Below are 25040 nucleotides of genomic sequence, written 5' to 3'. Positions count from 1 at the left end.
ACGACTATGACCGACATTCTGGACATTGCATGCGACGAATCGGGTTTTACGGGCCCGGATCTTCTCGCCAAGGATCAGCGGTATTTTGCCTTCGCTTCTGTCGCGGTAGCCGATGCCGAGGCTGCCAGCCTGATCGCGAAGGCTCGCGCCGATCATTCGATCACCATGCCCGAACTGAAGGCGTCGAAGCTGCTGGGATCGTCACGCGGGCGGAAGGCTGTCGCCGCCCTGATGCAGGCTTGCAAGGGTCGCTACGTTCTGTCCATCCACGACAAGCTGATGTCGCTGTGCGCCAACCTGTTCGAGTTCATCTACGAACCGGTCTTCAAGCACAATCCGTGGCTACTGTATCAGAAGAACATGCACCGGTTCGTCTCGATGTTCACCTACGTGTGGCTGAGCGAGCACGAGAATGAAGCCCGCAGGGCCGTCACCGAATTTCAGAGATACATGCGGTCACTGGACCCGGCCGACGCGCCGTTCCTGTTTGACACACCCCGGCCGCCGCTATCGGACGCAGGAACCGAACATCCGTTTGAGTCAGTCCTGCGCTTTGCCTATGGCTATCGCGACATCATCATTAAGGATAACGCCAATCTCAGGACGATGGTCCCGGCATCAGTCCCCTGGACGCTTGATCTCTCGACTACATGCCTTTGGGCCCATCTCAATCATTGGGGCCGCACCGGCAAGCTACTCTCGGTCCTGTGCGACGACAGCAAGCCGCTCAGGGTCTCTGCGGACAGCATGACCGGCGATGCCGACGACCCTGGCATCAGGCGGGCACGCCAGCAGGGGCATAGGGGGCCGCTTGGCTGGAAACTGCTTCAGCCCGTCGCTTTCGTCGATTCCAAGCAACATCCGTCGATCCAGCTGGCCGATATCATCGCGGGATCAGCCGTAGCCTGCTTCAGCCGCCGGCTTCAGGCGGGCTCCGACGCAATCGTTGAAGGCATCGTCGAACACAGCATGGGCCAGTCTATCCTGCCCGATTATGACCACGTCAATCTCGCCAACCGCGAGGTCGCAGTGAATGCCGTGATTGCCTATGGCCTGGCGACGCGCGCGGAGAGGGGCAAAAATCCGGATGCATTCCTTGCCGAACTCTATCGTCAGGCGGAGATCAGCTGGGTGAAGGGTGAATACAATCCAGTGCGCGAAGCCAGCGATAAGAAACCCTGAAGGGCAATCGTGCCAAGCCTTCCCCAAGCCTGGTGAATGAACCTGCCCGTCGTCGAGCATGCCGTGGCCCAACGGATCACGCCCGAGAAAAGCCCGCCGCTACAGCAGGGGAACAGGCCTGGATCCAGTACCGGGACGCGAACTGTAAATACAGCCCAAGGCACAATCCGGTAGGGTCAGCCAAAGAGATTGTCGGCCTCGGCGGTTACGGCGACACGCTGACCGTCCTGAGCGGTGAAGATCTGCCGATCGATCCAGGCGATGAGGAAGACGAGGAGCGGGATCTCGAAGATCGCTGGACGCCAAGATTCGCCTGCGGACGCTGGCGGAGCGTCCGTCGCATGGGCGCGGCACGTATGCGGTCGTCGTTGCCCTACCAGAGGCTGTGACGATCCTTGGAGAGTGGAACGGCTCGATCGGATGGCTAGAGTTTCATCATCATGATCGACGTCATGGTCGGCGTCGTGTAGTGCGGAAAAGGAAACCTACGGCCGTAGAGGCCCAATTCAGGCCTTTCAGGCTATAGTGAGATCGCAATGGCTAAACGAGACCAGCAAAAGACCGCACGGAACAAAATGATTGAGGCGATGAAGGAGCAGCTGCGCGCGATGCTGCCGCAGGTCCTGAAGGAAACCGGCATTCCGTCCGAGGCGTCTCTCAATGCCAAGATCGGCGGGAAGAGCGATGAGTTTATCGACCTCAAGAACGAGATCATCAGCTCGCCAGAGCATTACGTCCTGCTCTGGATGGACGGTTTCAAACAACACCTGTCCACCACCGGCTATCAGACCGCTTATGATACTCTCTTCGATCAGATTAAGGCTTCATCGGCGTTCAGAGCCTACCTCGACATCTTCCTGCGACGCTCTTACCTGAAGCACTATGAGGAACTGTACCGCAAGAGACCGACGGTCGATGAAGCGGAAGTGTGGATCGGCCAGAACAACGCTGACTGGGGCCTCCTTGTCTCACCGCGTTTTGCCAACGGCCGCTGGGAGAATGACAAAAGCGAGATACGGCACTTCAAGCCCGTGTATTGGTCGATCGGCCATGTGCTGGAGACCGGGCTCGCCGTTCCCGACAAGAACAAGCGGATGCCGTTTGCGACCGTCGACGACTACCTGACATTCTTCGAGCATGTCCTGGTCCGGCAGACCGCGTCTCCGTATCAGAAGGCTATAGCGCTCAAATACTGCGAGCACGTCCGCGCCGCCAAAGACCCGCTCAGGGTGCCTCTTCTCATACCCGAGTATCGATATGAAGGCCGCATAGCCAAGCACAAGTACCGGCTGGATTTCACGATCATCACGCCGGAGACCATGGACACGGTAGGCTTCGAGCTATCGCCCTGGTCAACCCATGGCTTGCTGACGGGCACGAAGGGCAAGACACAAAAGCAGATCAACGCAGAGGCGTCGGGCAATTTTGACAAGGAGATGGCCAAGCACAAGGCCTTCTTCAAGAAACACGGCATCTTCTCTTTGATCTATACCGACGCCGACCTGGCCAATATCGATGCTGTCTTCGCGGATGTGGAGACGTACCTGACCCCACCCAAGCCGAAGAAGCAGCTCAGCTTTCACTACATCAACGATTTTTTCAAATAATCTCCCAAGCGTTCGCTGTCGGCGTTACTACATGAAGCTTCTGAAATCGAACACATCATCGACGATGTTCGGATTCTGCTGGATGATGTCCGCGAACGCCTTCGAGTACACAAGGGTCACGGGCAGCTTCTTGTAAAGAGTGTTGTTGTTCCAATCCATCTTGGTCAGGCCGATGATGCCCGCGCATGTATCGTGCCACCCGCCCTCGCCCGTGAAGCGCCGTATGCGCAGCGGCGACGGCGTCGGCTTCAGCCCGCCTTCCTTGTAGATGCTGTAAGACGGATTGCGCAAATGCACGCCCTCGACACTCCCCTGTGTCCATAACAGGGCCTCGTCCTTCTCGACGGGCAGGTAGGTCCCCCGCTCGACTGGAAACATGAAAGGCTCTGGTGGCTTCCGGCTGTTAAACCGGATGCCCTTCCAGTCAACACTCTTCACGATCTGGACAAGCTCCACTTCTGTTCCTTCCCGGAAGCTATCGAGGGCGCCGAGCGTTTCCTCTTCTGTGAACGCCGTGTTCTTGTGGATCGTAACCTTCTTCGGCAGTCGGCCGAAGTAACCCCGCTGATAGATCTGCAAGCTGCGCGATAGGACCGACTGCATGTCGTAGTACGAGAGGTACGGATTCTTGGCGTAATCCTGTGTGAACTCCCGTGCGTCGTAGGCGACGAAGCGAAATCCGGTGCCATCGGGATCAAAGACCTGGCTACAGCAGGTGCTGTACTCCGCTCCCGAGCGAAGCCTTTTCATCGCGTAGCTGATGCCAATGAAGGCTTCGTCGGCGTTCAGGCCGGTCAGCTTCCAGGGAACGCCTCCTGCCTTCGCATAGAGAGCAACGCTCAGCCCCCACATGACGTTCGACCGGCAGGTCCGTTCGAAGCTTATCCGCCTCAATAGCTGAATCGGGATGTTGGACGGAGCACAGAAGGCCTTTACGTAATCATGAAAATTGAAGCCCTCACCCTCAAAGCAGGCGGCCCATGACGGCGGAAGGTTGATAAGAGCCACATCGAACCGTGCTCGGATGGTCGATAGCTGCGCGATGGCGCCAAACAGACCGCGTGCCAGCTCGATCTTGTTCTGGGCTGTCGCATGGGCGTCAAGCTCTTCGGGAAGCGCGAAGACCAATGCTTCATCGATCGGCGCAATGGGAATGCGAAAGACCTTCTCGAAGCCAGGATAGTCCGGATAGTAGTCCGGCACCTCCCGCGTTTTTGCTGGCGCAGCGAGCTCGGCGACGATGCCGCGCAGCTGCTTTAGATGAGCTGCTGGCGCCAGCAAAGCCAGGCGGACGGCTGGGAGCGTTCCGTATTTAAGGCCGAACGGGCCATGTTCGATCAGGCCGCGAAGGGGATGCCTATCCAGCTTCCCGGAATGAAACATCAGGGACGGTTCGGGAACCCAGCTGTGCGCGGGAAGCCCTCTTGCCACTTCGGTCATGCCCGCCTCCTGGTGTAAGCGGTTCCCATTCCAATCTCGAATGCGGGACATTCGGTCGAGGAGCCGTCACTGAAGGCGCTAAAGCTCTGGCTGGGCTTTCGATCTCCACTGTCGAACAGGATGTCGAGCCACGCCTCAAGAATGGAGTTGTAGAGGCTGTTGTACCGGCCCGCCCGGCGGTCATCCATAAACCGGGTAGCGTCTTTCTTTGCCCTGGGCGGCCAAATCCAAAACTCGGGATCAATAAGCATCCATGACCGCCCGGCGGCGACCTCTATGGATACGCGAACTGCCTCTGCCCAGAAAACCCTTTGCGGTTGAGGATGGTCCTTGTCGATCGCCGTTGTCAGCCCGGCGATCTGCCCAAAGGGCTTTCCCACGGTCTCGTGAAGCTTGCTCAGTGCGCCCTGATCTCTGCTATGCGCATCGGCAATCAGAAAAGAGCCGTACTTCGTGGTCCGCACCAGGATCGGCTTGCCCCGCACCAGCGAACGACAGAGCGCTTCTTCAAGGAACCCCTTCAGATAAAGATGACGCGACATGTCAGCGATCAATGGCCTTATGTCGCGAGGAATGATCGATTCCACGTCCTGAAAATGGCTGCGAACGACAAACTCCCTGCCCCAGCAAAGAACGTTGTCTGCCTTCGTCAGGATCAGATGACCCTGGCTCGCATGGGCGGCCTCGCGCAATTCATTCCACTCCTTCTGCACCTTGAACGAAAGCGCTTGGCATTCACCGGGCAAGCTGACGATGGGAAGTGCATTCATCCTGATGATTGCCCCCTTCCCCGTGGCGGGCACCGGTATGCTGACACCCGCACGCCTAGCTACCTTCACCTTGGCGTCGATCTCAGGCTCCTTGCCCGGCATATTGCGCCATAGGCGGATCATGAACGCGTCGAAGGTCTCGACTTCGACGAATGCCGCCTCCACTCCGGCATTTCGGGCATCTTGAATCAGCTGGGTCACCGAGGGGAGTACCGGCGCTCCCTTCATGCCTGTCCAGAACAGGCCGTGGGGAAAAGGGTTATGGGTCTTCAGCGCCGAGCGCAAAAGCTTCATGACACTGTCATCGCGGCCACTGTAGCCCGCGACGATCAATCCAAATCTGTTGGAGGCATTGAGGAGCGCCTTGGACAGGTCTTCGTTCTGCTGGGTAAGGTCCGCAGACAGATTCTTGATGCTGTCGTAGCGAAAATCCCCGTGTACCTTGCAGTAGAGAGGAAATTCGTCGTTGTTGAGCGCTGCATTGGCCGATGTCGCGCCTTCAAGATGATGGGCCATGAGCGACTTGCCACTCACCTCCGCCACTGCGCGTTCGACCACGGTGTCGAAGTTCGTAGTGAATACGGCGCGACAGCGCCCCGTGGCCAGCAGAGCGCCCAGGACCCTGTTACCGATCGACAGCGTGACCTTGTCTTCAGAGAGGATCCCTTTCAGATACTGCCGCTGCCGTTCGCGATCCTTGCCGAAGATCAGCTCGAAATACGTGGTGTACTCGCCTGGATCGCCTTCCCGCGGAAAACCGCGGCCTGACATGTAGGACTGTATGCGGGCCCGGACGGCCTCGATCTGCACGTCCTGCCGGGAGATGTCTTGGTTCTCTTCCCGGCAGTAGTAGCGGCGCTTGAGATCCCACATGACATCCCAGGCGGTCGGCAGCCCTGCGACGGCTGAAGTACCGGCACCCAGAAGCCAAGCGAACTGACGCGGATTGGCACATATGGTCGTTAATAGCTGGTAATGGTCACGCATCTTGTTCTTGGCGCTTCACACTGCATGATGAGTTGCATAACGATTGCACTACACACGGCATCAGTTCAACACGAACGTTGGAGCCGCGGCGGCGCAACCCAGAACGGCGAATGCGTTGCCGGCCCATCCGGGGCCGGCTGGGGATCCAAGCACGATCCACGGCAACCCGGATCGGGGGCACCAGCATCTTCAACAATGAACTCTAGCCGGCCACCTGCTCTGGGACAGTCTGCGCTACATCAACGCCCCGGAGACAAAATGCGAAAAAGCCGCCCGTTGGGAGCAGCTTTACCGTTGCGCCTACAAAATTGGTTGCGGGGGCGCGATTTGACCCCATTTCGCATAGAGCCACGCCCAACTCACGATCAGTCAGCCGAGAACGACACAGCGCAAAAGAGTGATTTAGCACTGAGTTTCCGTTTCCGGTTTCTCGGCACGTCGTTTCCTCAAATTTTCGCCTCTATCACTAGCGATGCCAAGCGGTGGGCGTTACCCGTATGCTGGGGCCACCCAGGAAGGACCCGTGGCCGGCGACTTCGTCAGCCACAATGTTGGTCGATGCAGCCCGACTCCTGGCCGGTGCGGAAAGTGCCCGCCTCGTCGGCGCAATCTCGTGGGCGAGCAAATGACGCGCGCCAGCCTCGACATCGGTAGCCGGTTCAGAAGTCAGACGTGGGCGCGGACTCTCATGTGGCCCAAATCGGATCGCGCACCGCCTCGACCACTTCCTGGGTGCGGCACCGGCTCTCCACGCGGGGTCGCCCATCGCACGGCCGGGCTGGCGATTGTAACAGCTGGGATCGATTGTTACGCGAGCCGTTACTGGCTCTGTTTCGTCTCTTCCCCCTCTTTTTCTTCCTTATATTGGTTTTTGTAACGACGTAACAGATTGGCTGCGCCCACTCATATCGCGCGCGCGCATATGCGTACTTAAGCTATAGGGACGTTACGTCGTTACAAAGGGTCGATGGAGACCGATTTCGACAGGTCTTTCGCCGTAACGCGGGACGTAACGAGCGCGTAACAGCAACAGCCCGTTACACTACTGGTCAGTCACCCTATCATTGTCGTCCCGATCGTCCACGGTCGGAAGGAAAATCGGCGGCACGAGCCAAGCCCGAGACGGCACGCCACCGAACCGTAGCACTTTTTCGGCCCGCTTGGGCACGTGCGGCACCCCGTTGACCGTCTTCTTGAGCCCCGAAAGAATCTGCGCCCGCTTCGGCGCTCGATACGCTGCGTAGTCGGCGAACAACTTCTCGAGTTTGGCATGCTTGTTCGCAACCGCAAGCCACGCCTCAGACCAGGCCTCGAGCCGGCCGTCCACTTCGGACTGCAAGCGATTGAGGCGAAGGCCCAGGCCGCCCAGGGCGTTACGCATGCGAGCGCCAGTCTCGGGATCACGCGCCTCGGCGATGACTTGTCCGATCGTCATCTCACGCCCTTGCTCGAAGATGCCCGACGACAAGCCGAAGAGCGTGTGCAGGCATTCGCTGGGATCGTCGGTCCCGTCCGCTTCCTCGGCCAAGGTCATGATGTACGGCGTGAACCGCTTGAGCTGCTCTACCTCCACACTGGCGAGCGGTTCGTCCTTAGTCATGGTCGCCCAGCCGGCGATGAGATATCCGAGCTGGTCAGCGTCTCGAGGCGCGCCGCCAAGCTCGAGAATGCGAGCCCTGACCAACGCAAGGTTCTCGCGAAAGAGCGGAAAGCGGTCGAGGATGCGCGCTCGCACGCCAGCCGACATCTCAGTGGCCTCGGCGTAGACCTCGCGCTCAATTTCCTCCTGCGACTTGTCCTCATGCCCTTCGCGATCACGCAGGCGACCAAGCTCGATGTAGGCGATGCGGCTGCGGTCCTGCGGCCGCCAAGCTTCGGCGAGGGTGGCGACCATCGTCACGCTGCCGTGCAAGTTGATCGAACGCGCCTGGCCGCCGCTCGTGCCGCGGCCGCCAGTCGCGCCGTCGTCGGACATCAGTCGGACGAGTTCAAAAACACGGCGCAGCTTCTCGCCGTCCGTGTCCGATTCCATTTCGTCGAGCAGGAGAGCGCATGACGTATTTGAGAACCGCTGCTCAAGCATGGCGCGCGTGAAGTTTCGCTGCACGTCGTGCGCGGCCGAGCCGAGCAGGTAGCGCGTATATTTCAACAGTGTCGACTTGCCGGCACCAGGCATGGCCCGGATGAAACGGTGCGGCTTCCAGTGCAGCGCGTCGCCGTACACGTCGCAACAGATGCCGCCGATGAACAGATCGCGGCCCTCGGGATCGAGCCAGTTCCAACTGCCGATGCGCGCGACGACCTTCAGGCAGTCGGACAAGGGGCCGGGCTTGAGCCTAAAGCCCCTGTTACCGACCCAATCGAGCGATGGCGCCTCGCGGCGCGGACCTAGCACGTAGCGATAGTCGCCGATCGTCTCGCCCGGCTCGAAGACCTCGCCTCGATAGAGGATGGCGTCGCCGCAATGGATGACGGGGTCACCATCCGGGCCGCGCCAAGTGCCGACGCTGCGATGCGGCACCGCATTGTCGTAGTAGCCGACGCGATCGCACGCCTGGATCATCGCACCCATGAGCTGCTGCTTATTCAAGGCACCAGTCAGCTTGTTGTTGATGGGGTCCCAGCGCCGAAAATGGCGGCGGGCCCAATCCAGCTTGCCTCCGAAGAGATCGTTGGGTCCCCCCGTGCTGTGCAGGCCATTGGTCGTGAAGCGGCGCACCAACCGCAAAGCCGTTACAAACACATACTCGCCCGCGTCGGTAATGCCGAGCGCCTTGACGGGGCATGGATCCGGCTTGCGCTGCCAATACCAATCGCCGGTCACCCGGTTCTGCCAACTCGGCCACGGCCACTGGCTGGGTGGCCCGTCCTGACCGTCCTCCGGAGGGAGATACTCCAGAGTCTCCAACCAGTCGTCGTCGGTTCCGTTATGGCTAGGCACGAAGCACTGCCGTTGTCTGCAATCGCAACATCCAACAGCTTATCTCTCGGGCTAATTCCGGAGTCTTTTCCGGAGTCTAAGATTTGCTCCGGGGTTTCCGAGGCCGCTCAGACTCCGGATTCAGCTCGTAGTAAACGTCTGAAAGCTTCTGCCTGAGCCATCCGAGACTTGGTGGATTGGCAGCCTTCTTAGCTTCGTCGCGCTTGAACCTCTTTTCGGCCCACTTAAACAGATGATGGCTCTCAAGAGCCCAGGTTTTGAGACATTCTTTGGGGACGGCCGCCGCTCGTCGTCTCAACTCCTTCTCAATCTCGGGCATAACACTCCAAGGGCCAGGACGGGCGTCACGCAGAGGCTTGCTGTCGTCAGGCAGCACCACTTCGGCAATCGGCAGCCCCGAAACGGTGTCAGGTGCAGGCGCGACTGGTCGATCGGCCGCCAGGTCGATGTGCGACGTCCGCGCCGCCGTCGTGTGCGAGTGGCTTGGCCTTCCCTTTCCGCCTGTTGGCCTCGTATCGCTTGCCTCGGCCTCGCTCTCCAACTGACGGGCGATGATACTCAAGGCCGTTGCAATCTCGAGCCGATGGGACGGGACCATCAATCTAAGGGAGATTACTCGGACCTCCTGGTAGGACCACGAGTTACCCTCCGCGGTTCGTTTGTCCATGTCGAAGGCAACCAGATACCAAAGTCCGGGTGGAATCGGCGTCGGGACGGTCGATGGACGCAGTGGCAGCCGGACTCCGAATGCCAGCAAGTCACCGGCCCGCAGTCGACCGAGGACATGCATATCAAGCTTGAGCTCCAACGACTGGAGCTGGCGAAGCCAACGGTCATGCTCCGGGGTGGTGTCGGCTGGCCATCTCGGCGGCCGAAAAATGACCTCCTGTTCGCCGACGTGCTCCCAGAGATCATACAGGTTGAGATCCCGGGCAGCTGCGAACCGCGAGTTAACGAGGTCCACGGCTTCGCGGTTCAGCCCAGCGAGAAGCTTTACCTGAACGTCGGTCAGGACCGTTTGGTTGGAGCGGCTTTGACTGCCTGCGTCTTCAGCTGGCTTGTTCAAGTCTTCTGTCTCTTGATCGACACCATTTGCGCATGCGGCGGAGCCATACATGCGCCGGCTTAAAAATGAACGTCCCAGCACCGCGGAGCATCGGTTGCTTGAGGTCGCCGAACTCCTGGCCCTCGGCCTGAAGCGAGCCGAGCAGCGCAGTTCTACAAAGGAGCCAAGGCAAAGTTCAACTGGACTGAGCGGGCAAACGGAGCGTGTGTTGACCCCGGAGAACGGTTTGTGACGCACCGCGTGCTTGCTCAGATTGCTGCCTTGGCGAAGGCTTCCCTGCCCGACCTGAAGGCCCAGTACAACGACCTGTTCGGCGCCGAGGCGACCGGCATCAACCGGGCATTCCTGGAACGCCGGATAGCTTACAAGCTCCAGGAGTTGGCCTTTGGCGGTCTGTCCCAGCCGGTAGTGGCGCAGCTCGACGCCTTGGCCAGGGCCGCCGACAAGGGCAGCACGCCGCGTACCAGGATGCGCGCCCAGGACCGCCCCATTGCGGGCACCCGCCTGCTGCGGGTGTGGAACGGCGTCGAGCACAGCGTGACGGTGCTGCAGACCGGCTTCGAATATCAGGGCCGGCCGTTCACCAGCTTGTCGGCGATCGCCAAGCACATTACCGGCACGCCTTGGAACGGACCGGCCTTCTTCGGCCTGCGGGAGAAGCGGTCGTGACCGAGGCGGTGCTGAAGCGCCGCTGCGCGGTCTACACGCGCAAGTCGACCGACGAGGGCCTCGACATGGCCTTCAACTCGCTCGACGCCCAGCGCGAGGCCTGCGAGGCGTACGTGGCCAGCCAGCGCGGCGAGGGCTGGATGCTGGTAGCTGACCACTACGACGACGGCGGCTTCTCCGGCGGCACCCTCGAGCGGCCCGCCCTCAAGCGTCTGCTCGCCGACATCCAGGCCGGCAAGATCGACTGCGTCGTAGTCTATAAGATCGACCGCCTGACCCGCGCCCTGGTGGACTTCTCGAAGCTGGTCGATCTCTTCGAGAAGCACAGCGTGACCTTCGTGTCGGTCACCCAGAGCTTCAACACCACCACCTCGATGGGGCGGCTGACGCTCAACATGCTGCTGTCCTTCGCCCAGTTCGAGCGCGAGCTGGGCTCGGAGCGCGTGCGGGACAAGATTGCCGCCTCCAAGCGGCGCGGCCTGTGGACCGGCGGCGTCGTGCCGCTCGGCTACAAGGTAGAGAACAAGCAGCTCATCATAGAGCCGACCGAGGCCGCCATCGTGCAGCGCATCTTCCAGCGCTATGTGACGCTGCGCTCGATCACCAAGATCCTGCGCGAGCTGGACGGCGATGGTGTCCACCAGCGCTCCGGCCGGCCCTTCGACAAGATCGTGCTGCACAAGATTCTGAAGAACAGGACCTACCGCGGCCTCACCGTCCATAAGAAGGAAGCCTTCCCCGGCAAGCACGAGCCGATCATCGATGAGCACCTTTGGAACGAGGCGCAGTCGATCAGCCAGGAGCCGCCGCGCGCCAGGGCGCGGGCGGCCGCCGCGCGGGAGGTAGCGCTGCTGCGCGGGCTGATCTTCGGACCAGACGGACGGGCAATGACGCCGCAGCATGCCCGCAAGGAGGGCCGCTGCTACCGCTACTACGTCTCGATGGTCACGATTAAGCGCGGAGAGAATGATGGCCCCATTCGCCGCGTCCCGGCCGGCCCCGTCGACCAAGCGGTGATCGAGCAGGTTCGCCGCCTGGTCCGCGCGCCCGAGATCGTTGCCAGGACCATCCGCTCCGCCGGGCTGCCCACCGCCACCGTCCGTGACGCGCTGGCGGACTTCGACCGCATCTGGGACGAGCTGTTCCCCGGCGAGCAGGCCCGCCTCATCCGCCTCCTCGTTGAACGGGTCGACGTGAGTGAGGACGGCATTCGGGTTCGCCTCAAGACCGAAGGATTGCGGGACGTCATTCAGGACCTTCAGGGTCCGCCAGCTGTGGACCAGGCCGCATGACCGCTTCGATAACCCCGTCCTCCGACGGCAAGTACGTCGACGTCTTCGTGCCGATCACCTTCAAGCGGTTCGGGGGACGCAAGACAATCGTGGCGCCAGATGGCACTCAGTTCCTGCCCGGGCGCAGCAAGGCGACCGACAGCACGCTGATCAAGGCGCTGTCCCGCGCCTGGCGATGGCAGAAGCTGCTTGACGCTGGGGCGTACAGCAGCATCGCGGAGATGGCCGACAAGGAAGGCATCAACCGGTCCTACCTCTCGAGGACCATCCGGCTGGCGTTGCTGGCGCCCGACATCGTCGAGGCCATTCTGAACGGCACACAGCCCTCGACGCTCCAGCTTTCAGACCTCGAGCGGCCCTTCCCGATCGACTGGGAAGCACAGCGAACGGCGTTCGGGTTTCGAGCCCCGCCGGCGCGGTAGAGCGCCACTGGCGAGGCGCGGGCTTCGTCACGAGCCGGGGCTGTTGTGGGAGACCTTTCCCTTTGGCCCGCGGTCAGCGCTGCTACCAATCGTGAAGTAAAACGCAAGCATTCTGATGGGGTACCCTGGGCACGAGCCGCTGCAGCCGCCCATTGCCGCTAGCTTTGCTCGCCGATACCCTTTCAACGGCGGAGGGGATTCCATTGGCGCGAGAACAGCGCAGGCTCGTGGCGATTGTTGCAGCGGACGTAGTCGGCTACTCGCGTCTGATGGGACGCGATGAAGCCGGCACGGTTGCTCGTCTCCACCGCGTAAGGGAACAGCATCTCATTCCCCTCCTTGCCCGGCGCGGAGGCCGGATCGTCAAGCTGATGGGCGACGGCGCCATCCTCGAGTTCGGCAGCGCTGTGGAGGCGGTAGGCGCGGCCGTCGAGTTCCAGCAGGCAATGACCGCAGCTGATCCGGACCTGCCACCGGCTGACGCCCTGACGTACCGTCTTGGTGTTCATCTCGGCGACCTGATCGTCGATGGAGACGACCTCTACGGCGATGGCATAAACGTCGCGGCACGGCTGGAGGCCAAGGCGCCTACGGGCGGCATTCTGGTTTCCGGCGCGGTCCACGAGGCTGTCACTGGACGGCTCAAGGTCAGCTTCGAGGATCTCGGCCTTCTGGCGCTTAAAAATATCGATCGGCCGGTGCACGCTTTCTCAGTGAAGTGGGAGCAGGCTGACTGGCAGCAGCTATCTTGTCGATCGCCGGAGCCTTCCGTTCGGAGAGCCAGCGACTCCGCCCCAAGGCCGTCAGCTCCCAAAGAGGGAGCGGAGCAGGTCCATTCCATCCTTGTACTACCCTTCAGCAGTGTCGGTGGAGACCCGGAGCAACAGGACCTCGCGGAGGCGATTACAGATGACCTGACACACGACCTTTCCCGTATTCCCGGTACCTTGGTAATTGCGCAGGGAACGGCAGCTACGCTTAAGGGCCAATCGATCGACGCGCGAGCGGCGGCAAGAGAATTTGGGGTTCGATACGTGATTGATGGTCGCGTGCGAATTAGCGCCGACCGGATTCGAGTAAGTGTCCAACTTGTCGATGCCGAAACCGGTGGTCAGGTCTGGTCCGATCGTATCGACGCAGCCCGGATCGAACTTGCAGAGCTTCAGGACACCATAAGCGGCCGGATTGCTTGGGCACTCGAGCTCGAATTGCCTAGCGTCGAGAGCAAACGCAGTCAGAGCGGCGCCAGTCAGTCTCCAGATGCCTTCGAGCTCAGCATGCTGGGCTGGTCACTGATGAACCGGGCACCTTCGCGAGAGAATGTGCTCGCTGCTCAAGAACACTTCCAGCAGGCGCGCGACCTCGATCCCCGCTCCCTATCGGCAAGGATCGGGTTGAGCTTCGTGTTCGTACGCAAGGTCGTATCCTACTGGAGCGCCGAACCACAGGATGACCTTGCTCGATCGAAGGAGCTTATAGAGCCAGCTCTGATCGAAGCGCCGAAACATGATCGTGGCCATTTCATCAAGGGCCTTATACTTCGCACCGAGGTTCAACCTGAACTGTCGAGTGTCTTCTTCGAACGAGCGATTGAGATCAATCCTAACTATGCCCAGGCCATCGCGTTCCTCGGGTTCAATCAGATACTTGTCGGTCGCCCAGAGCAGACGTTTCGCCTTGTCGAACGCGCTATCAGACTGAGCCCCCGCGACCCGCAACTCGGGGTGTGGCTAGGCTTCGTCAGCACAGCCCACGTTCTACTGCAACAATTTGAACAGGCTGTTGAGGTTGCTGCCCGTGCTGTGGCAGCGAATCCAGAATACGGCATCGCTCATCTTCGGCTTGCAATGGCATGTGCGATGGCCGGACGGCTCGACGATGCCAAGGTCGCGCTCGCAGATGTGATGCGCCTTCTGCCGGACGCCTCGGTGGGCTCCCTGCGAGCACGCAGGATCGTGTCTCGGAATCTCGCATATGTGGCGAGCCAAGAGCGCGCATATGCTGTACTTCAGGCCATCGGCCTTCCGGAGTGAAGGGCGCTGTACGAGCGTCTTGCCCAAGGCATGCGCCTTGCGAGCTTGCCTTGGCCCATAGGGGTAATGCCTTCATCCACGCTCATGTCTGGTTTCAGGGGCCAAGAGGACAATGCCTTGTCCTGCATTAGGCGGGAGCCCGAACGGCGTTCGCGTATGTTGCCGCCGGCTAACAAAGGCGAAGTCCCCTCAGACTTTCGTGTGGAGGTAAACTTCGATCGCGCAAAGGCACCTGTCGGCAAACTCAGGGGTGCTGTTGCTAAGTCGTTGAAAATGACCGCTTTCGCTCAAGCGTACCGAAAGCCCCTCGGTCAACACGACCAGAGAGAAATTCGTTCTCTGCAGAGGAATCCGGCCGAACGACCGCCAACGCGGTCAACAGCGACGCCTGTAAAGTGTTGCCGTGACAGTACCTTTTAATGGCGCTCAACCAAGGCCGAGATTAGTTGAAAGCCAAGCATCTGGCGGAGAGGGTGGGATTCGAACCCACGGTACGCTTGCACGCACAACGGTTTTCGAGACCGTCCCGATCGACCACTCCGGCACCTCTCCTCGGGCGAGGCTTATAGAGGGGTGTCTGGACCCGGGCAACATGCTCTAGCCGGGGCAAAACAAGCACTGCGCCTGCCGTGCCGACCGTTTCGGTCGTCATGGCGACCTACAATCGATCCGAGCTGCTGCCCTATTCCATCGGTTCAATCATGCGACGACAAAGAGTCTCCCGGATTGGGAGTCGATCGTCGTCGGCGATGCCTGCACCGACGACACCGTCCGGGTCGTGGGCGACCTCGCGGCCGAACAATCATGGCGTCGAGTTGGCGCGCGCCGCTACGGCACGGTCCTCATCACGCGCTATGACGGTCGGGCGGATTCGCCTGCGCACGGCCGCAGCTCATCGCCATCCCGCCCGGCGTCTGGCATGCCATCGTGAATATCGGGGCGGCCAACGCCCTTCTGATCAATGCCGCCAGCCTGCCCTGCGATCATTCCCAGCCCGCCCCCTGGCGCCTCGCGCCGGGGAGCGGCGAAATTCCCGTCGAGCCCTAGAAATACGGGCGGTTACGGCGTTGACTTGGAAGGCTTCCTGCGTATATTCCGCGCTCCTTCGGCGGGTCCTCCAGGCCCGCCGTGCTCTTTCATGCCCCTCGGCATCTTGGGCCAGAACCTTGAAGTACCCCTAGGGGTAGTAGGGTGGTTCAGACCGGCGGGCTCTAGTCAGGTGCCGTCATGATCGCCGTTATCCGTACCGGTGGAAAGCAGTACACCGTCGCCCCCGAAGAGACCCACGAGATCGAGCGGATTCCGGGCGAGGCCGGCGCCACCGTCGAGTTCACCGACGTGCTGATGGTCGGCGACAAGGTCGGCAAGCCGACGGTCGAAGGCGCCAAGGTGGTGGCCTCGATCGTCAAGCAGGCCCGCGGCCCGCACCTGATCGTCTTCAAGAAGCGGCGCCGCCAGAACTCGCGCCGCAAGAACGGCCATCGCCAGGACCTGACGGTGGTCAAGATCGAACAGATCGTCGCCTGAGCTAGAGCGACCGGAGAGTAGAGATGGCACACAAAAAGGCAGGCGGCTCCTCGCGCAACGGCCGCGATTCCGACGGCAAGCGCCTGGGCGTCAAGCGCTTCGGCGGCCAGAAGGTCCTCGCCGGCAACATCCTGGTCCGCCAGCGCGGCACCAAGATGGATGCGGGCACCAATGTGGGCATCGGCCGCGACCACACCCTGTTCGCCACGGCGGACGGCGTGGTCGCCTTCCGCACCCGCTCGAAGGGCAAGGTCGAGGTGAACGTGGTCCCGGCGCCGGCATTGGCCGCCGAATAACCGTTCCCATCCGACAGGATTGCGAAGGGGGAACGGTCGCCGTTCCCCCTTTTCGTTTCCGGAACCCAACCCATGAAATTCCTCGACCAGGCCAAAGTCTATATCCGCTCCGGCAACGGCGGGAACGGCTGCGTCGGCTTTCGCCGCGAGAAGTTCATCGAGTTCGGCGGGCCGGACGGCGGTGACGGCGGGCGCGGCGGCGACGTCATCGTCGAATGCGTCGACGGCCTCAACACGCTGATCGACTATCGTTACGCCCAGCACTTCAGGGCCGAGACCGGCCATCAGGGCTCGGGCAGCCAGCGCACGGGCGCCGGCGGCAAGGACATCGTGCTGCGCCTGCCGCGCGGCACGCAGATCTTCGAGGAGGACAATGAGACGCTGCTCGCCGACCTGACCGAGATCGGCCAGCGCATCGTGCTCGCCAAGGGCGGCGACGGCGGCTACGGCAACCTGCACTACAAGAGCTCGACCAACCGCGCGCCGCGCCGCGCCGACAAGGGCTGGCCCGGCGAGGAGCGCTGGATCTGGCTGCGGCTGAAGCTGATCGCCGATATCGGCCTAGTCGGCCTGCCCAACGCCGGCAAGTCGACGTTCCTGTCGGCGACCTCCAACGCCCGGCCCAAGATCGCCGACTATCCTTTCACGACGCTCCATCCCGGCCTCGGCGTGGTGAAGGTCGGCACGCGCGAATTCGTCATGGCCGACATTCCCGGCCTGATCGAAGGCGCGCATGAAGGGGCCGGCCTCGGCACGCGCTTCCTCGGCCATGTCGAACGCTGCCGCGCGCTGCTGCATCTGGTCGACGGCACGCAGGACGATGTCGCCGCCGCCTACAAGACCGTGCGCGCGGAGCTGCGCGCCTACGGCGGCAACCTCGCGCGCAAGAAGGAGCTCGTGGCGCTCAACAAGACCGACGCCATGACGCAAGAGGACATCGAGGCCAAGCGCGCGGCGCTGGCCAAGGCAAGCCGCAAGACCGTGCACATCATCTCCGGCGTGTCGGGCGCAGGCGTGCAGCCCCTGCTGCACGAGCTGATGAAGCTCGTCGACAAGCAGCGCGACACGGCAAAGGAAGCCGCCTGATGTCCCAAGCTGGCATTAAACTCGCCAGCTCCAAGCGGCTGGTCGTGAAGATCGGCTCTTCGATTCTCGTCGATGAAAAGCTGGGACAAATCCGCCGCGACTGGCTGGAGGCGCTGACCGGCGACGTCGCGCGCCTGCATCGCGACGGCTGTGAGGTCGTTCTGGTCTCGTCGGGCGCGATCCGTCTCGGCCGCACCTATCTCAAGCTGCCCTCTGGCCCGCTGAAGCTCGAGGAGAGCCAGGCCGCCGCGGCGACCGGCCAGATCCAGCTCGCGCACGCCTACCAGGAGTCGCTGGCGCGACACGGCATCACCGTGGCGCAGGTGCTGCTGACCTTGGATGATTCGGAGGAGCGCCGCCGCTACCTCAATGCGCGCCAGACCATGGGCACGCTGCTCGGGCTCGGCGCCATCCCGGTGATCAACGAGAACGACACCGTCGCCACCGACGAGATCCGCTTCGGCGACAACGATCGCCTGGGCGCGCGCGTCGCCGAAATGATCTCGGCCGACACGCTGGTGCTGCTGTCGGACATCGACGGGCTCTATACCGGCGATCCCCGCAGCGACTCCTCGGCAAAGCACATCCCCGAAATCCGCGAGATCACGCCGGAGATCGAGGCGATGGCGGGCACCGCCGCGTCCGAGATGTCCAACGGCGGCATGGTGACCAAGCTGATGGCCGGCCGCATCGCCATGGCGGCGGGCTGCCGCATGGTCATCGCCAACGGCCGCACGGTCGGTGCGCTGGGCGCGGTGATCGACGGCAAGGCGCGTTGCTCGTGGTTCCTACCGGAAGCCTCGCCGCTGTCGGCGCGCAAGAAGTGGATCAAGGGCTCGCTCAAAACCGCAGGCTTCCTGGTCGTCGACGACGGCGCGGTGCGCGCCCTGTCGGCCGGCAAGAGCCTGCTGCCCGCCGGCGTCACCGCCATCGACGGCGAGTTCAAGCGCGGCGACGTGGTCGACGTGAAGGACAAGAAGGGCCGCGTGCTGGCGCGCGGGTTGGTGGCCTATGCCGCCGAGGATGCCCGCCGGATCGCAGGCCGGAAAAGCGCCGAAATCGAGAAACTGCTGGGGTTCCGCGGCCGGGACGAGATGGTCCACCGCGACGACCTCGTGGTCGAGTGACATACTGAGGCCGGCATGAACGTCCAGACCAAGCCCGAAGACGCCGCCCAGATCGTGGCCGAGCTCGGCCGTCGCGCGAAGGCCGCCGCCCTGGCGCTGCGCAACGCGACCACGCCAGCGAAGAACAAGGCGCTGACCGACGGCGCGCGCCTGATCCGCAGCGAGAAGGCCGCGATCCTCGCCGCCAACGCCCGCGACCTCTCGGCGGCGAAGGCCGCCGGCATGACGAGCGCCTTGCAGGACCGCCTGCTGCTGAACGACGCCCGCATCGAGGCCATGGCCAAGGGGCTCGACGACATCGCTGCCCTGCCCGATCCGGTCGGCGCCGAGATCGAGCGCTGGCAGCGGCCCAACGGACTCGAGATCAGCCGCGTCCGGGTGCCGATCGGCATCATCGGCGTGATCTACGAAGCGCGCCCCAACGTCACCGCCGACGCTGGCGCCCTCTGCATCAAGTCGGGCAATGTCGTGGTGCTGCGCGGCGGTTCCGACAGCTTCCATTCCTCGCGCGCCATCGTCGAGCTGCTGCGCCGCGCCCTGAAGGACGCCGGCCTGCCCGAGGATTGCGTCGCCCTCGTGCCGACCACCGACCGCGCCGCGGTCGGCGAGATGCTGAAGGCGATGGACTGGCTCGACCTGATCGTGCCGCGCGGCGGCCGCTCGCTGATCGACCGCGTCACGACCGAGAGCCGCGTGCCCGTCCTGCGCCACTACGATGGTATCTGCCACGTCTATGTCGACCGCGATGCCGACGTGGCGATGGCGCGCGACATCGTCGCCAACGCCAAGATGCGCCGGGTCAGCGTCTGCGGCGCCGCCGAGACGCTGCTGATCGACCGCGCCGTGCTCGACACGCACCTGATGCCGGTGGTGGCCAAGCTGCACGAGCTGGGCTGCGAGGTGCGCGGCGACGGCGAGGTGCAGAAGCGCGATCCCAAGGCTCTCGCTGCCAGCGAGAAGGATTGGCGCACCGAGTATCTCGAGCCGATCATCTCGGTTGCCACCGTCGACGGTGTCGACGGCGCGATCCGGCACATAGCGACCTACGGCAGCCAGCACACCGAATCGATCGTGACGAACAACGCCCAGACCGCCGACCGCTTCCTGCGCGAGGTCGACAGCGCGATCGTCATGCACAACGCCTCGACCCAGTTCGCCGACGGCGCTGAGTTCGGGCTGGGCGCCGAGATCGGCATCTCGACCAACCGCATGCATGCGCGCGGGCCGGTCGGGCTGGTCGAGCTCACGACCTACAAGAACATCGTGCGCGGCAAGGGTACGCTGCGACCTTGATCTCCGCGCACCATCCGATGCCGGGCGTGCCGCGCGATACGCGCCGCCGCATCGGCCTGCTCGGGGGCTCGTTCAACCCCGCGCACGACGGCCATCGCCACGTCAGCCTGGAGGCATTGAAACGCCTCGACCTCGACGAGGTGTGGTGGCTGGTCTCGCCCCAGAACCCGCTGAAGAGCGACGACGGCATGGAGCCGCTGGCCACCCGCCTCGCCCGCGCCAAGCAGGTCGCACACCATCCGCACATCCGGGTCGAGGCGCCCGAGCTGCTGATGGGCACGCGCTATACGCTCGACACGGTGCGGGCGCTGAAGCGGCTCTATCCGCATGCCCACTTCGTCTGGCTGATGGGGGCCGACATCCTGCCGCAGCTGGTGCGCTGGGCGGGCTGGCGTGAACTTTTCGCGGCGATCCCGATTGCCGCTTTCGCCCGGCCGGGGTGGAGCTATGCTGCCCTGCAATCGGCAGCCCCGCGCGCCTTCGCCCGCTATCGACTCGATACCGGCCAGGCCCGGCGGCTGGCGACCTCGACGGCGCCGGCCTGGTGCTTCATCCCCAGTCGGCTCGACAGTCATTCCGGCACGGCGATCCGCGCCGTGCGGCCCAAGCGTTCCAGAGCGAAAGGAAAGACCATTTCCGGACAACGTCCGCTTCCCGATCGAAGCAAGCCCACCGCCGACCAGCTCGCGCTGGTGCGCCAGTCGCTGGAGGACGACAAGGCCGAGGACATCGTCGTCATCGACCTCGCCGGCAAGTCCTCGTTCGCCGACTACATGGTGATCGCCACCGGCCGCTCGAACCGCCAGGTCGTCGCCATCGCCGATCATCTCGAGGAGCGCCTCAAGCAGGCCGGCTACCGCCATATCTCGTCCGAGGGCAAGCAGGGCGGCGACTGGGTGCTGGTCGATACCGGCGACATCGTGGTCCACGTCTTCCGCCCCGAGCCGCGCGCCTTCTATGCGCTGGAGAAGATGTGGGCGCTGGAGACCGAGGCGGCCAAGCCCGCCAAGGCGAGCCGCCGCAAGCGCGCTTGACGCTCACGCCTTGAAGCTCACGCCTTGAAGCTGACGGTCGCCTGCATCGGCCGCGCCGGCCGCGGCCCCGAACGCGATCTCTACGAGCACTATGCCGGCCGCATCCGCTGGCCGCTGACCCTGCGCGAACTGGAAGAGAAGAAGAAGCTGCCGCCGGCCGAGCTGATCCGCCGCGAGGGCGAGCTGTTGCTGGGTGCGGTTCCGGATCGCGCCGTGCTGGTCGCGCTCGATCGTCGCGGCAAGATTGTGGACAGCGAAGCCTTCGCCCGACGCCTTGGCCGCTGGCGTGACGATGGCGTTGCAGATCTGGCCTTCCTGATCGGCGGCGCCGATGGCCATGGCGAGCCGCTGCTGCAAAAGGCCTCTTTCGTACTGTCTTTCGGGGCCATGACCTGGCCACACCTGCTCGCCCGGGCAATGCTCGCCGAGCAGATCTACCGGGCGCAGCAACTGCTGGCCGGACACCCCTATCATCGCGCCTGAAAGCGTCGATTTTGCCCCTGTTCTGTCCCAAAACCCGGACTACATTGGGGGCCATGCGGATCCTCTCCCTGCGGCTGGCCGTCTTGGCCGGCCTCGCCCTGGCAGCGCTCGCAGGCGTGGCCGTGGCCCAGACACCCGTGGCCGACAAGCCGGCCGAGAAGCCGGCGGCCAAGCCTGTGCGCAGCATTCCCTATGTCTCGATCCTGGGCGACGACGGCCGCCAGCGGCATTACGAGACCAATGCCATCCCGCTGCTGTTCAACCGCGCCTGCTTCGGCTGGCGCATGTATCTCGGCGGGCCCAACCGCACGGTCACCCTGACCGAGGTGCTGACGACCTCGCAGCCGGCCGAGCAGGTGATCGCCGGCCCCGAGACCGAGGTCAGTGCCGACAAGACCAGGGCCACCACCAAGATGCGCGAAGTGGTCCAGGATGGCGTGCTGCAGCGCTCCTGGTGCATCATCCCGGGCGATCCGCCGGGCATCTATACCTACGACATCTCGATCGACGGCGAGCCCCGCGGCGAGTTCGTGTTCTGCGCCATCGAGATGCCCGACCAGAACACCAACATCGATCCGCGCGACCTGAACTGCCCCAACAAGTTCAACTCGGTCAACGCCCGTCCCTTCGCTCCGCGCAAGGCTTCGTGATGGCTCAGTCGCGTCCGCGTCCTGCCGTTCTGTGCGTCCTCGATGGCTGGGGCCATCGGACCAACCCCAAGGACAACGCCATCCTCGATGCCCGGACGCCCAACTACGACCGGCTGATCGCGACCTGTCCGCAGGGCCTGATCGACGCCTCGGAGACCTTCGTCGGCCTGCCCAAGGGCCAGATGGGCAATTCCGAGGTCGGCCACATGAATCTCGGCGCCGGCCGGGTTGCCGTGCCCGACATGCCGCGCATCGACAACGCGATCGAGGACGGCTCGCTGGCCAGGAAGCCGATCCTGGCCGAGTTGATCGCGACCCTGAAGAAGAACGGCGGCGCCTGCCATCTGATGGGGCTCGCCTCGCCCGGCGGCGTGCATGCCCACCAGGACCACCTGGTCGCGCTCGCCAACCTGATCGCGGGCAGCGGCGTGACGGTGTGGATCCACGCCTTCCTCGACGGCCGCGATACCCCGCCGCGCAGCGCGCACGAGTATCTCGAGCAGATCGCTTCGGGCCTGAAGAAGGACCTGCCGATCAAGTTCGCCACCATCAGCGGCCGCTACTACGCCATGGACCGCGACAAGCGCTGGGACCGGGTCGAGAAGGCCTATGATTGCCTGGTCGACGCCAAGGGCGAGCCGGCCAAGACGCCCAAGGAAGCGGTCGACAAGTCCTATGCCAACGACAAGGACGACGAGTTCGTGCTGCCGACGACGCTCTACGGCTACTCGGGCATGAAGGACGGCGACGGCATCCTGATGTTCAACTACCGCTCGGACCGCGCGCGCGAGATCCTGACGGCGCTGCTCGATCCGATGTTCGACGGCTTCAAGCGCGGCCGCCTGGTGACGTTCGCCGATGCCGTCGGCATGGTCGAATATTCGGCGGCATTGAACGAATTCCTGAAGACGTTGTTCCCGCCGGTGCAGCTCAGGATGGGCCTGGGCGAGACGATCTCCCGCGACGGCCTCAAGCAGCTGCGCATCGCCGAGACCGAGAAGTACGCCCACGTCACCTTCTTCTTCAACGGCGGCGAGGAGCGGCAGTTCGAGGGCGAGGAGCGCATCCTGGTGCCCTCCCCCAAGGTTGCGACCTATGACCTCAAGCCCGAGATGAGCGCGCCGGAAGTCACCGACAAGCTGGTCGAGGCGATCGGCTCGGGCAAATTCGACCTGGTCGTCGTCAACTACGCCAACACCGACATGGTCGGCCATTCCGGCATCCTGCCGGCGGCGATCAAGGCGGTGGAAGCGGTCGACACCTGCCTCGGCCGGCTGATGGAGGCCGTCAGGAAGGCGGGCGGCGTCCTGCTGATCACCGCCGACCACGGCAATGCCGAGCAGATGTACGACGAGGAGACCCATCAAAAACACACCCAGCACACGTTGAACCGGGTGCCGGCGCTGCTGTTCAACGCCCCTGCAAACGTCCATTCCCTGCAGGACGGCAAGCTGGCCGACGTGGCGCCGACCCTGCTGGCCCTGATGGGCCTCGGGCAGCCGGCCGAGATGACCGGCCATTCGCTGCTGTCGGAGGCCCGCCGGCCGGTCGTCCTGGCGGCGCCCAAGCCTGCCGCGGCGGCATCGGCCTGATTGTGAGCCGGCGTGGACCTCGCCGCCTTGATCCCGCCAAAGAGCGCCGAGTATTCTGGTCCTGACGCCTCAAAAATCCCTCAAAGCCGTGGCGGATTCCGCAGCGGTTCCGACCCCGTAAAGGCATGCCAATGACTCGTCTCAGTCTTGCTACCACCGCCGCGATCCTGGCCTTCGGGGCCGGCGTGGCGCTGGCCCCCGTCCTGGCCCAGGACAAGGCCGAGTCCAAGCCCGGGTCGGACAAGAGCGAGCTCTACCAGCAGCTCAACCTGTTCGGCGACGTGCTGGAGCGCATCCGCCGCGACTACGTCGAGCCGGTCGACGAGAAGACCCTGATGGAGAACGCCATCAACGGCATGCTGGCGGCGCTCGACCCGCACTCCAGCTACATGAACCCGAAGATCTACAAGGACATGCAGGTCCAGACCCGGGGCGAGTTCGGCGGGCTCGGCATCGAAGTCACGATGGAGAGCGGCGTCATCAAGGTGGTGTCGCCGATCGACGACACGCCGGCCTCCAAGGCGGGCGTTCAGTCGGGCGACCTGATCTTCGCGCTCGACGGTGAGCCGGTGCAGGGCCTGACCCTGCAGGAGGCGGTCGAGAAGATGCGCGGCAAGGTCGGCACCGCGATCAAGATCTCGATCCGTCGCGCCAACGTGAAGGATCCGATCGACCTCTCGCTGACCCGCGAGACCATCAAGGTGAAGGCGACCCGCTTCCGCCTCGAAGGCGACGTCGGCTACATCCGCGTCACCTCGTTCACCGAGCAGGCGACCTCGGGCGTGCTCGACGCCGTCGAGAAGATCAAGAAGGAGGCCGGGCCGAAGCTGAAGGGTTACGTCCTCGACCTGCGCAACAACCCGGGCGGTCTGCTCGACCAGGCGATCTCCATGGTCGACGCCTTCCTCGACAAGGGCGAGATCGTCTCGGTCAAGGCGCGCAAGGCGGAGGACGTCCAGCGCTGGAACGCCAAGCCCGGCGACGTCACCGGCGGCCTGCCGATCGTGGTGCTGATGAACGGCGGCTCGGCCTCGGCCTCGGAGATCGTGGCCGGCGCGCTGCAGGACCACCGCCGCGCTATCATCCTCGGTACCCGCTCGTTCGGTAAGGGCTCGGTGCAGACCATCATGCAGGTGACTGGCGGCGGCGCGATCCGCCTCACCACGGCGCTGTACTTCACGCCGTCGGGCCGCTCGATCCAGAAGGAAGGCATCAAGCCCGACATCGAGGTCGAGCAGGCCAAGGTCGAGACCATCCAGCAGCGCGCGGGCTTCCGCGAGGAGAACCTGCGGCGGTCGATCACCAATCCCAACGAGAAGCCGACCGACAAGAAGACCGACGACAAGACCTCGCAGCTGAAGCCAGGCGATCCGGGCAAGGCGCCCAACGACAAGAAGGACGACAAGACGACTACCGCAAGCCCGGCCTCGACCGATCCGGACGAGCCGCCGAAGGACGCCGTGGCCGACTATCAGCTGCTGCGCGCCGTCGACCTGATCCGCGGCATCTCGCTCTACACCAGCCGCTCCCACTAGAGGGGGCG

At 63.4% G+C, this 25040-nt stretch carries 20 protein-coding genes and 1 tRNA gene; 16 read left to right on the top strand and 5 right to left on the bottom strand.

From position 1 onward, the window contains the following. Positions 1-6 precede the first annotated feature (6 nt). Both J0J01_RS07375 and J0J01_RS07370 read left to right on the top strand, forming a co-directional pair. Positions 7-1182 (top strand): DUF3800 domain-containing protein, encoded by a 1176-nt coding sequence (locus J0J01_RS07375; RefSeq protein ID WP_296379615.1) that lies wholly within the window; start codon positions 7-9, stop codon positions 1180-1182. A 536-nt stretch (positions 1183-1718) separates the two neighbouring features. Continuing rightward, positions 1719-2789, top strand: a complete 1071-nt coding sequence (locus J0J01_RS07370) for a hypothetical protein (protein ID WP_296379614.1) — start codon at positions 1719-1721, stop codon at positions 2787-2789. Between the two features lie 27 nt (positions 2790-2816). On the opposite strand, the gene J0J01_RS07365 is transcribed toward J0J01_RS07370, so the two are convergent. The 4 genes from J0J01_RS07365 to J0J01_RS07350 form a co-directional block, all read right to left on the bottom strand. Next, a complete protein-coding gene (locus tag J0J01_RS07365; RefSeq protein ID WP_296379613.1) occupies positions 2817-4229 on the bottom strand; it encodes a nuclease PIN in 1413 nt (470 codons plus the stop codon). Further along, positions 4226-5986: an SIR2 family protein gene (locus J0J01_RS07360; protein ID WP_296379612.1), complete on the bottom strand. Its 1761-nt coding sequence runs from the start codon at positions 5984-5986 to the stop codon at positions 4226-4228. Before J0J01_RS07360 ends, J0J01_RS07365 begins: the two co-directional genes overlap by 4 nt. A 1042-nt stretch (positions 5987-7028) precedes the next feature. After that, positions 7029-8810: a hypothetical protein gene (locus tag J0J01_RS07355; protein WP_296379611.1), complete on the bottom strand. Its 1782-nt coding sequence runs from the start codon at positions 8808-8810 to the stop codon at positions 7029-7031. 193 nt (positions 8811-9003) lie between these two features. Further along, positions 9004-9993: a hypothetical protein gene (locus J0J01_RS07350; RefSeq protein ID WP_296379610.1), complete on the bottom strand. Its 990-nt coding sequence runs from the start codon at positions 9991-9993 to the stop codon at positions 9004-9006. Between the two features lie 261 nt (positions 9994-10254). On the opposite strand from J0J01_RS07350, the gene J0J01_RS07345 reads away from it, so the two are divergent. From J0J01_RS07345 to J0J01_RS07330, 4 genes are all read left to right on the top strand, one after another. Then, entirely contained in the window at positions 10255-10662 is a 408-nt protein-coding gene (locus J0J01_RS07345; RefSeq protein ID WP_296379609.1) for a DUF2924 domain-containing protein, read from the top strand. Continuing rightward, positions 10659-11954 carry a recombinase family protein gene (locus J0J01_RS07340; RefSeq protein ID WP_296379608.1) on the top strand — a complete coding sequence of 432 codons (1296 nt, stop codon included), beginning with the start codon at positions 10659-10661 and terminating at the stop codon, positions 11952-11954. The genes J0J01_RS07345 and J0J01_RS07340 overlap by 4 nt, the downstream gene beginning before the upstream one ends. Further along, the gene (locus J0J01_RS07335) at positions 11951-12376 is read left to right on the top strand and encodes a hypothetical protein (protein ID WP_296379607.1); all 426 of its coding nucleotides are present in this window, start codon (positions 11951-11953) and stop codon (positions 12374-12376) included. Before J0J01_RS07340 ends, J0J01_RS07335 begins: the two co-directional genes overlap by 4 nt. A 203-nt stretch (positions 12377-12579) precedes the next feature. Next, positions 12580-14409 carry a tetratricopeptide repeat protein gene (locus tag J0J01_RS07330; RefSeq protein ID WP_296379606.1) on the top strand — a complete coding sequence of 610 codons (1830 nt, stop codon included), beginning with the start codon at positions 12580-12582 and terminating at the stop codon, positions 14407-14409. A 462-nt stretch (positions 14410-14871) separates the two neighbouring features. On the opposite strand, the gene J0J01_RS07325 is transcribed toward J0J01_RS07330, so the two are convergent. Then, positions 14872-14961: transfer RNA gene (locus J0J01_RS07325), tRNA-Ser, on the bottom strand. Positions 14962-15636: 675 nt separating this feature from the next. Between J0J01_RS07325 and rplU the strand changes: the two genes are divergently transcribed. From rplU to J0J01_RS07275, 10 genes are all read left to right on the top strand, one after another. Next, positions 15637-15936, top strand: coding sequence for a 50S ribosomal protein L21 (rplU, locus tag J0J01_RS07320; protein WP_296379605.1), 300 nt, complete (start codon positions 15637-15639; stop codon positions 15934-15936). 23 nt (positions 15937-15959) lie between these two features. Continuing rightward, positions 15960-16232, top strand: a complete 273-nt coding sequence (gene rpmA / locus J0J01_RS07315; RefSeq protein ID WP_296379603.1) for a 50S ribosomal protein L27 — start codon at positions 15960-15962, stop codon at positions 16230-16232. Positions 16233-16304: 72 nt separating this feature from the next. After that, positions 16305-17318: a GTPase ObgE gene (gene obgE / locus J0J01_RS07310; RefSeq protein ID WP_296379601.1), complete on the top strand. Its 1014-nt coding sequence runs from the start codon at positions 16305-16307 to the stop codon at positions 17316-17318. Continuing rightward, positions 17318-18445 (top strand): glutamate 5-kinase, encoded by a 1128-nt coding sequence (gene proB, locus J0J01_RS07305; RefSeq protein WP_296379600.1) that lies wholly within the window; start codon positions 17318-17320, stop codon positions 18443-18445. The genes obgE and proB overlap by 1 nt, the downstream gene beginning before the upstream one ends. A gap of 15 nt (positions 18446-18460) precedes the next feature. Then, complete coding sequence (locus J0J01_RS07300; RefSeq protein ID WP_296379598.1) at positions 18461-19738, top strand: glutamate-5-semialdehyde dehydrogenase; 1278 nt, start codon at positions 18461-18463, stop codon at positions 19736-19738. After that, a complete protein-coding gene (locus J0J01_RS07295) occupies positions 19735-20772 on the top strand; it encodes a nicotinate-nucleotide adenylyltransferase (protein ID WP_296379597.1) in 1038 nt (345 codons plus the stop codon). The genes J0J01_RS07300 and J0J01_RS07295 overlap by 4 nt, the downstream gene beginning before the upstream one ends. A gap of 24 nt (positions 20773-20796) precedes the next feature. Further along, complete coding sequence (rlmH, locus tag J0J01_RS07290) at positions 20797-21255, top strand: 23S rRNA (pseudouridine(1915)-N(3))-methyltransferase RlmH (protein ID WP_296379596.1); 459 nt, start codon at positions 20797-20799, stop codon at positions 21253-21255. Between the two features lie 53 nt (positions 21256-21308). Continuing rightward, the gene (locus J0J01_RS07285) at positions 21309-21905 is read left to right on the top strand and encodes a hypothetical protein (RefSeq protein WP_296379595.1); all 597 of its coding nucleotides are present in this window, start codon (positions 21309-21311) and stop codon (positions 21903-21905) included. Then, positions 21905-23497, top strand: coding sequence for a 2,3-bisphosphoglycerate-independent phosphoglycerate mutase (gene gpmI, locus J0J01_RS07280; protein ID WP_296379594.1), 1593 nt, complete (start codon positions 21905-21907; stop codon positions 23495-23497). Before J0J01_RS07285 ends, gpmI begins: the two co-directional genes overlap by 1 nt. Before the next feature lie 131 nt (positions 23498-23628). Next, positions 23629-25032, top strand: a complete 1404-nt coding sequence (locus J0J01_RS07275; protein WP_296379592.1) for a S41 family peptidase — start codon at positions 23629-23631, stop codon at positions 25030-25032. Positions 25033-25040 lie beyond the last annotated feature (8 nt).

Source organism: Reyranella sp. (assembly GCF_017305915.1).
Classification (GTDB): Bacteria; Pseudomonadota; Alphaproteobacteria; order Reyranellales; family Reyranellaceae; genus Reyranella.
Note: the sequence above shows the minus strand (reverse complement) of the source record. Positions and strands in the feature narration are given on the sequence as shown.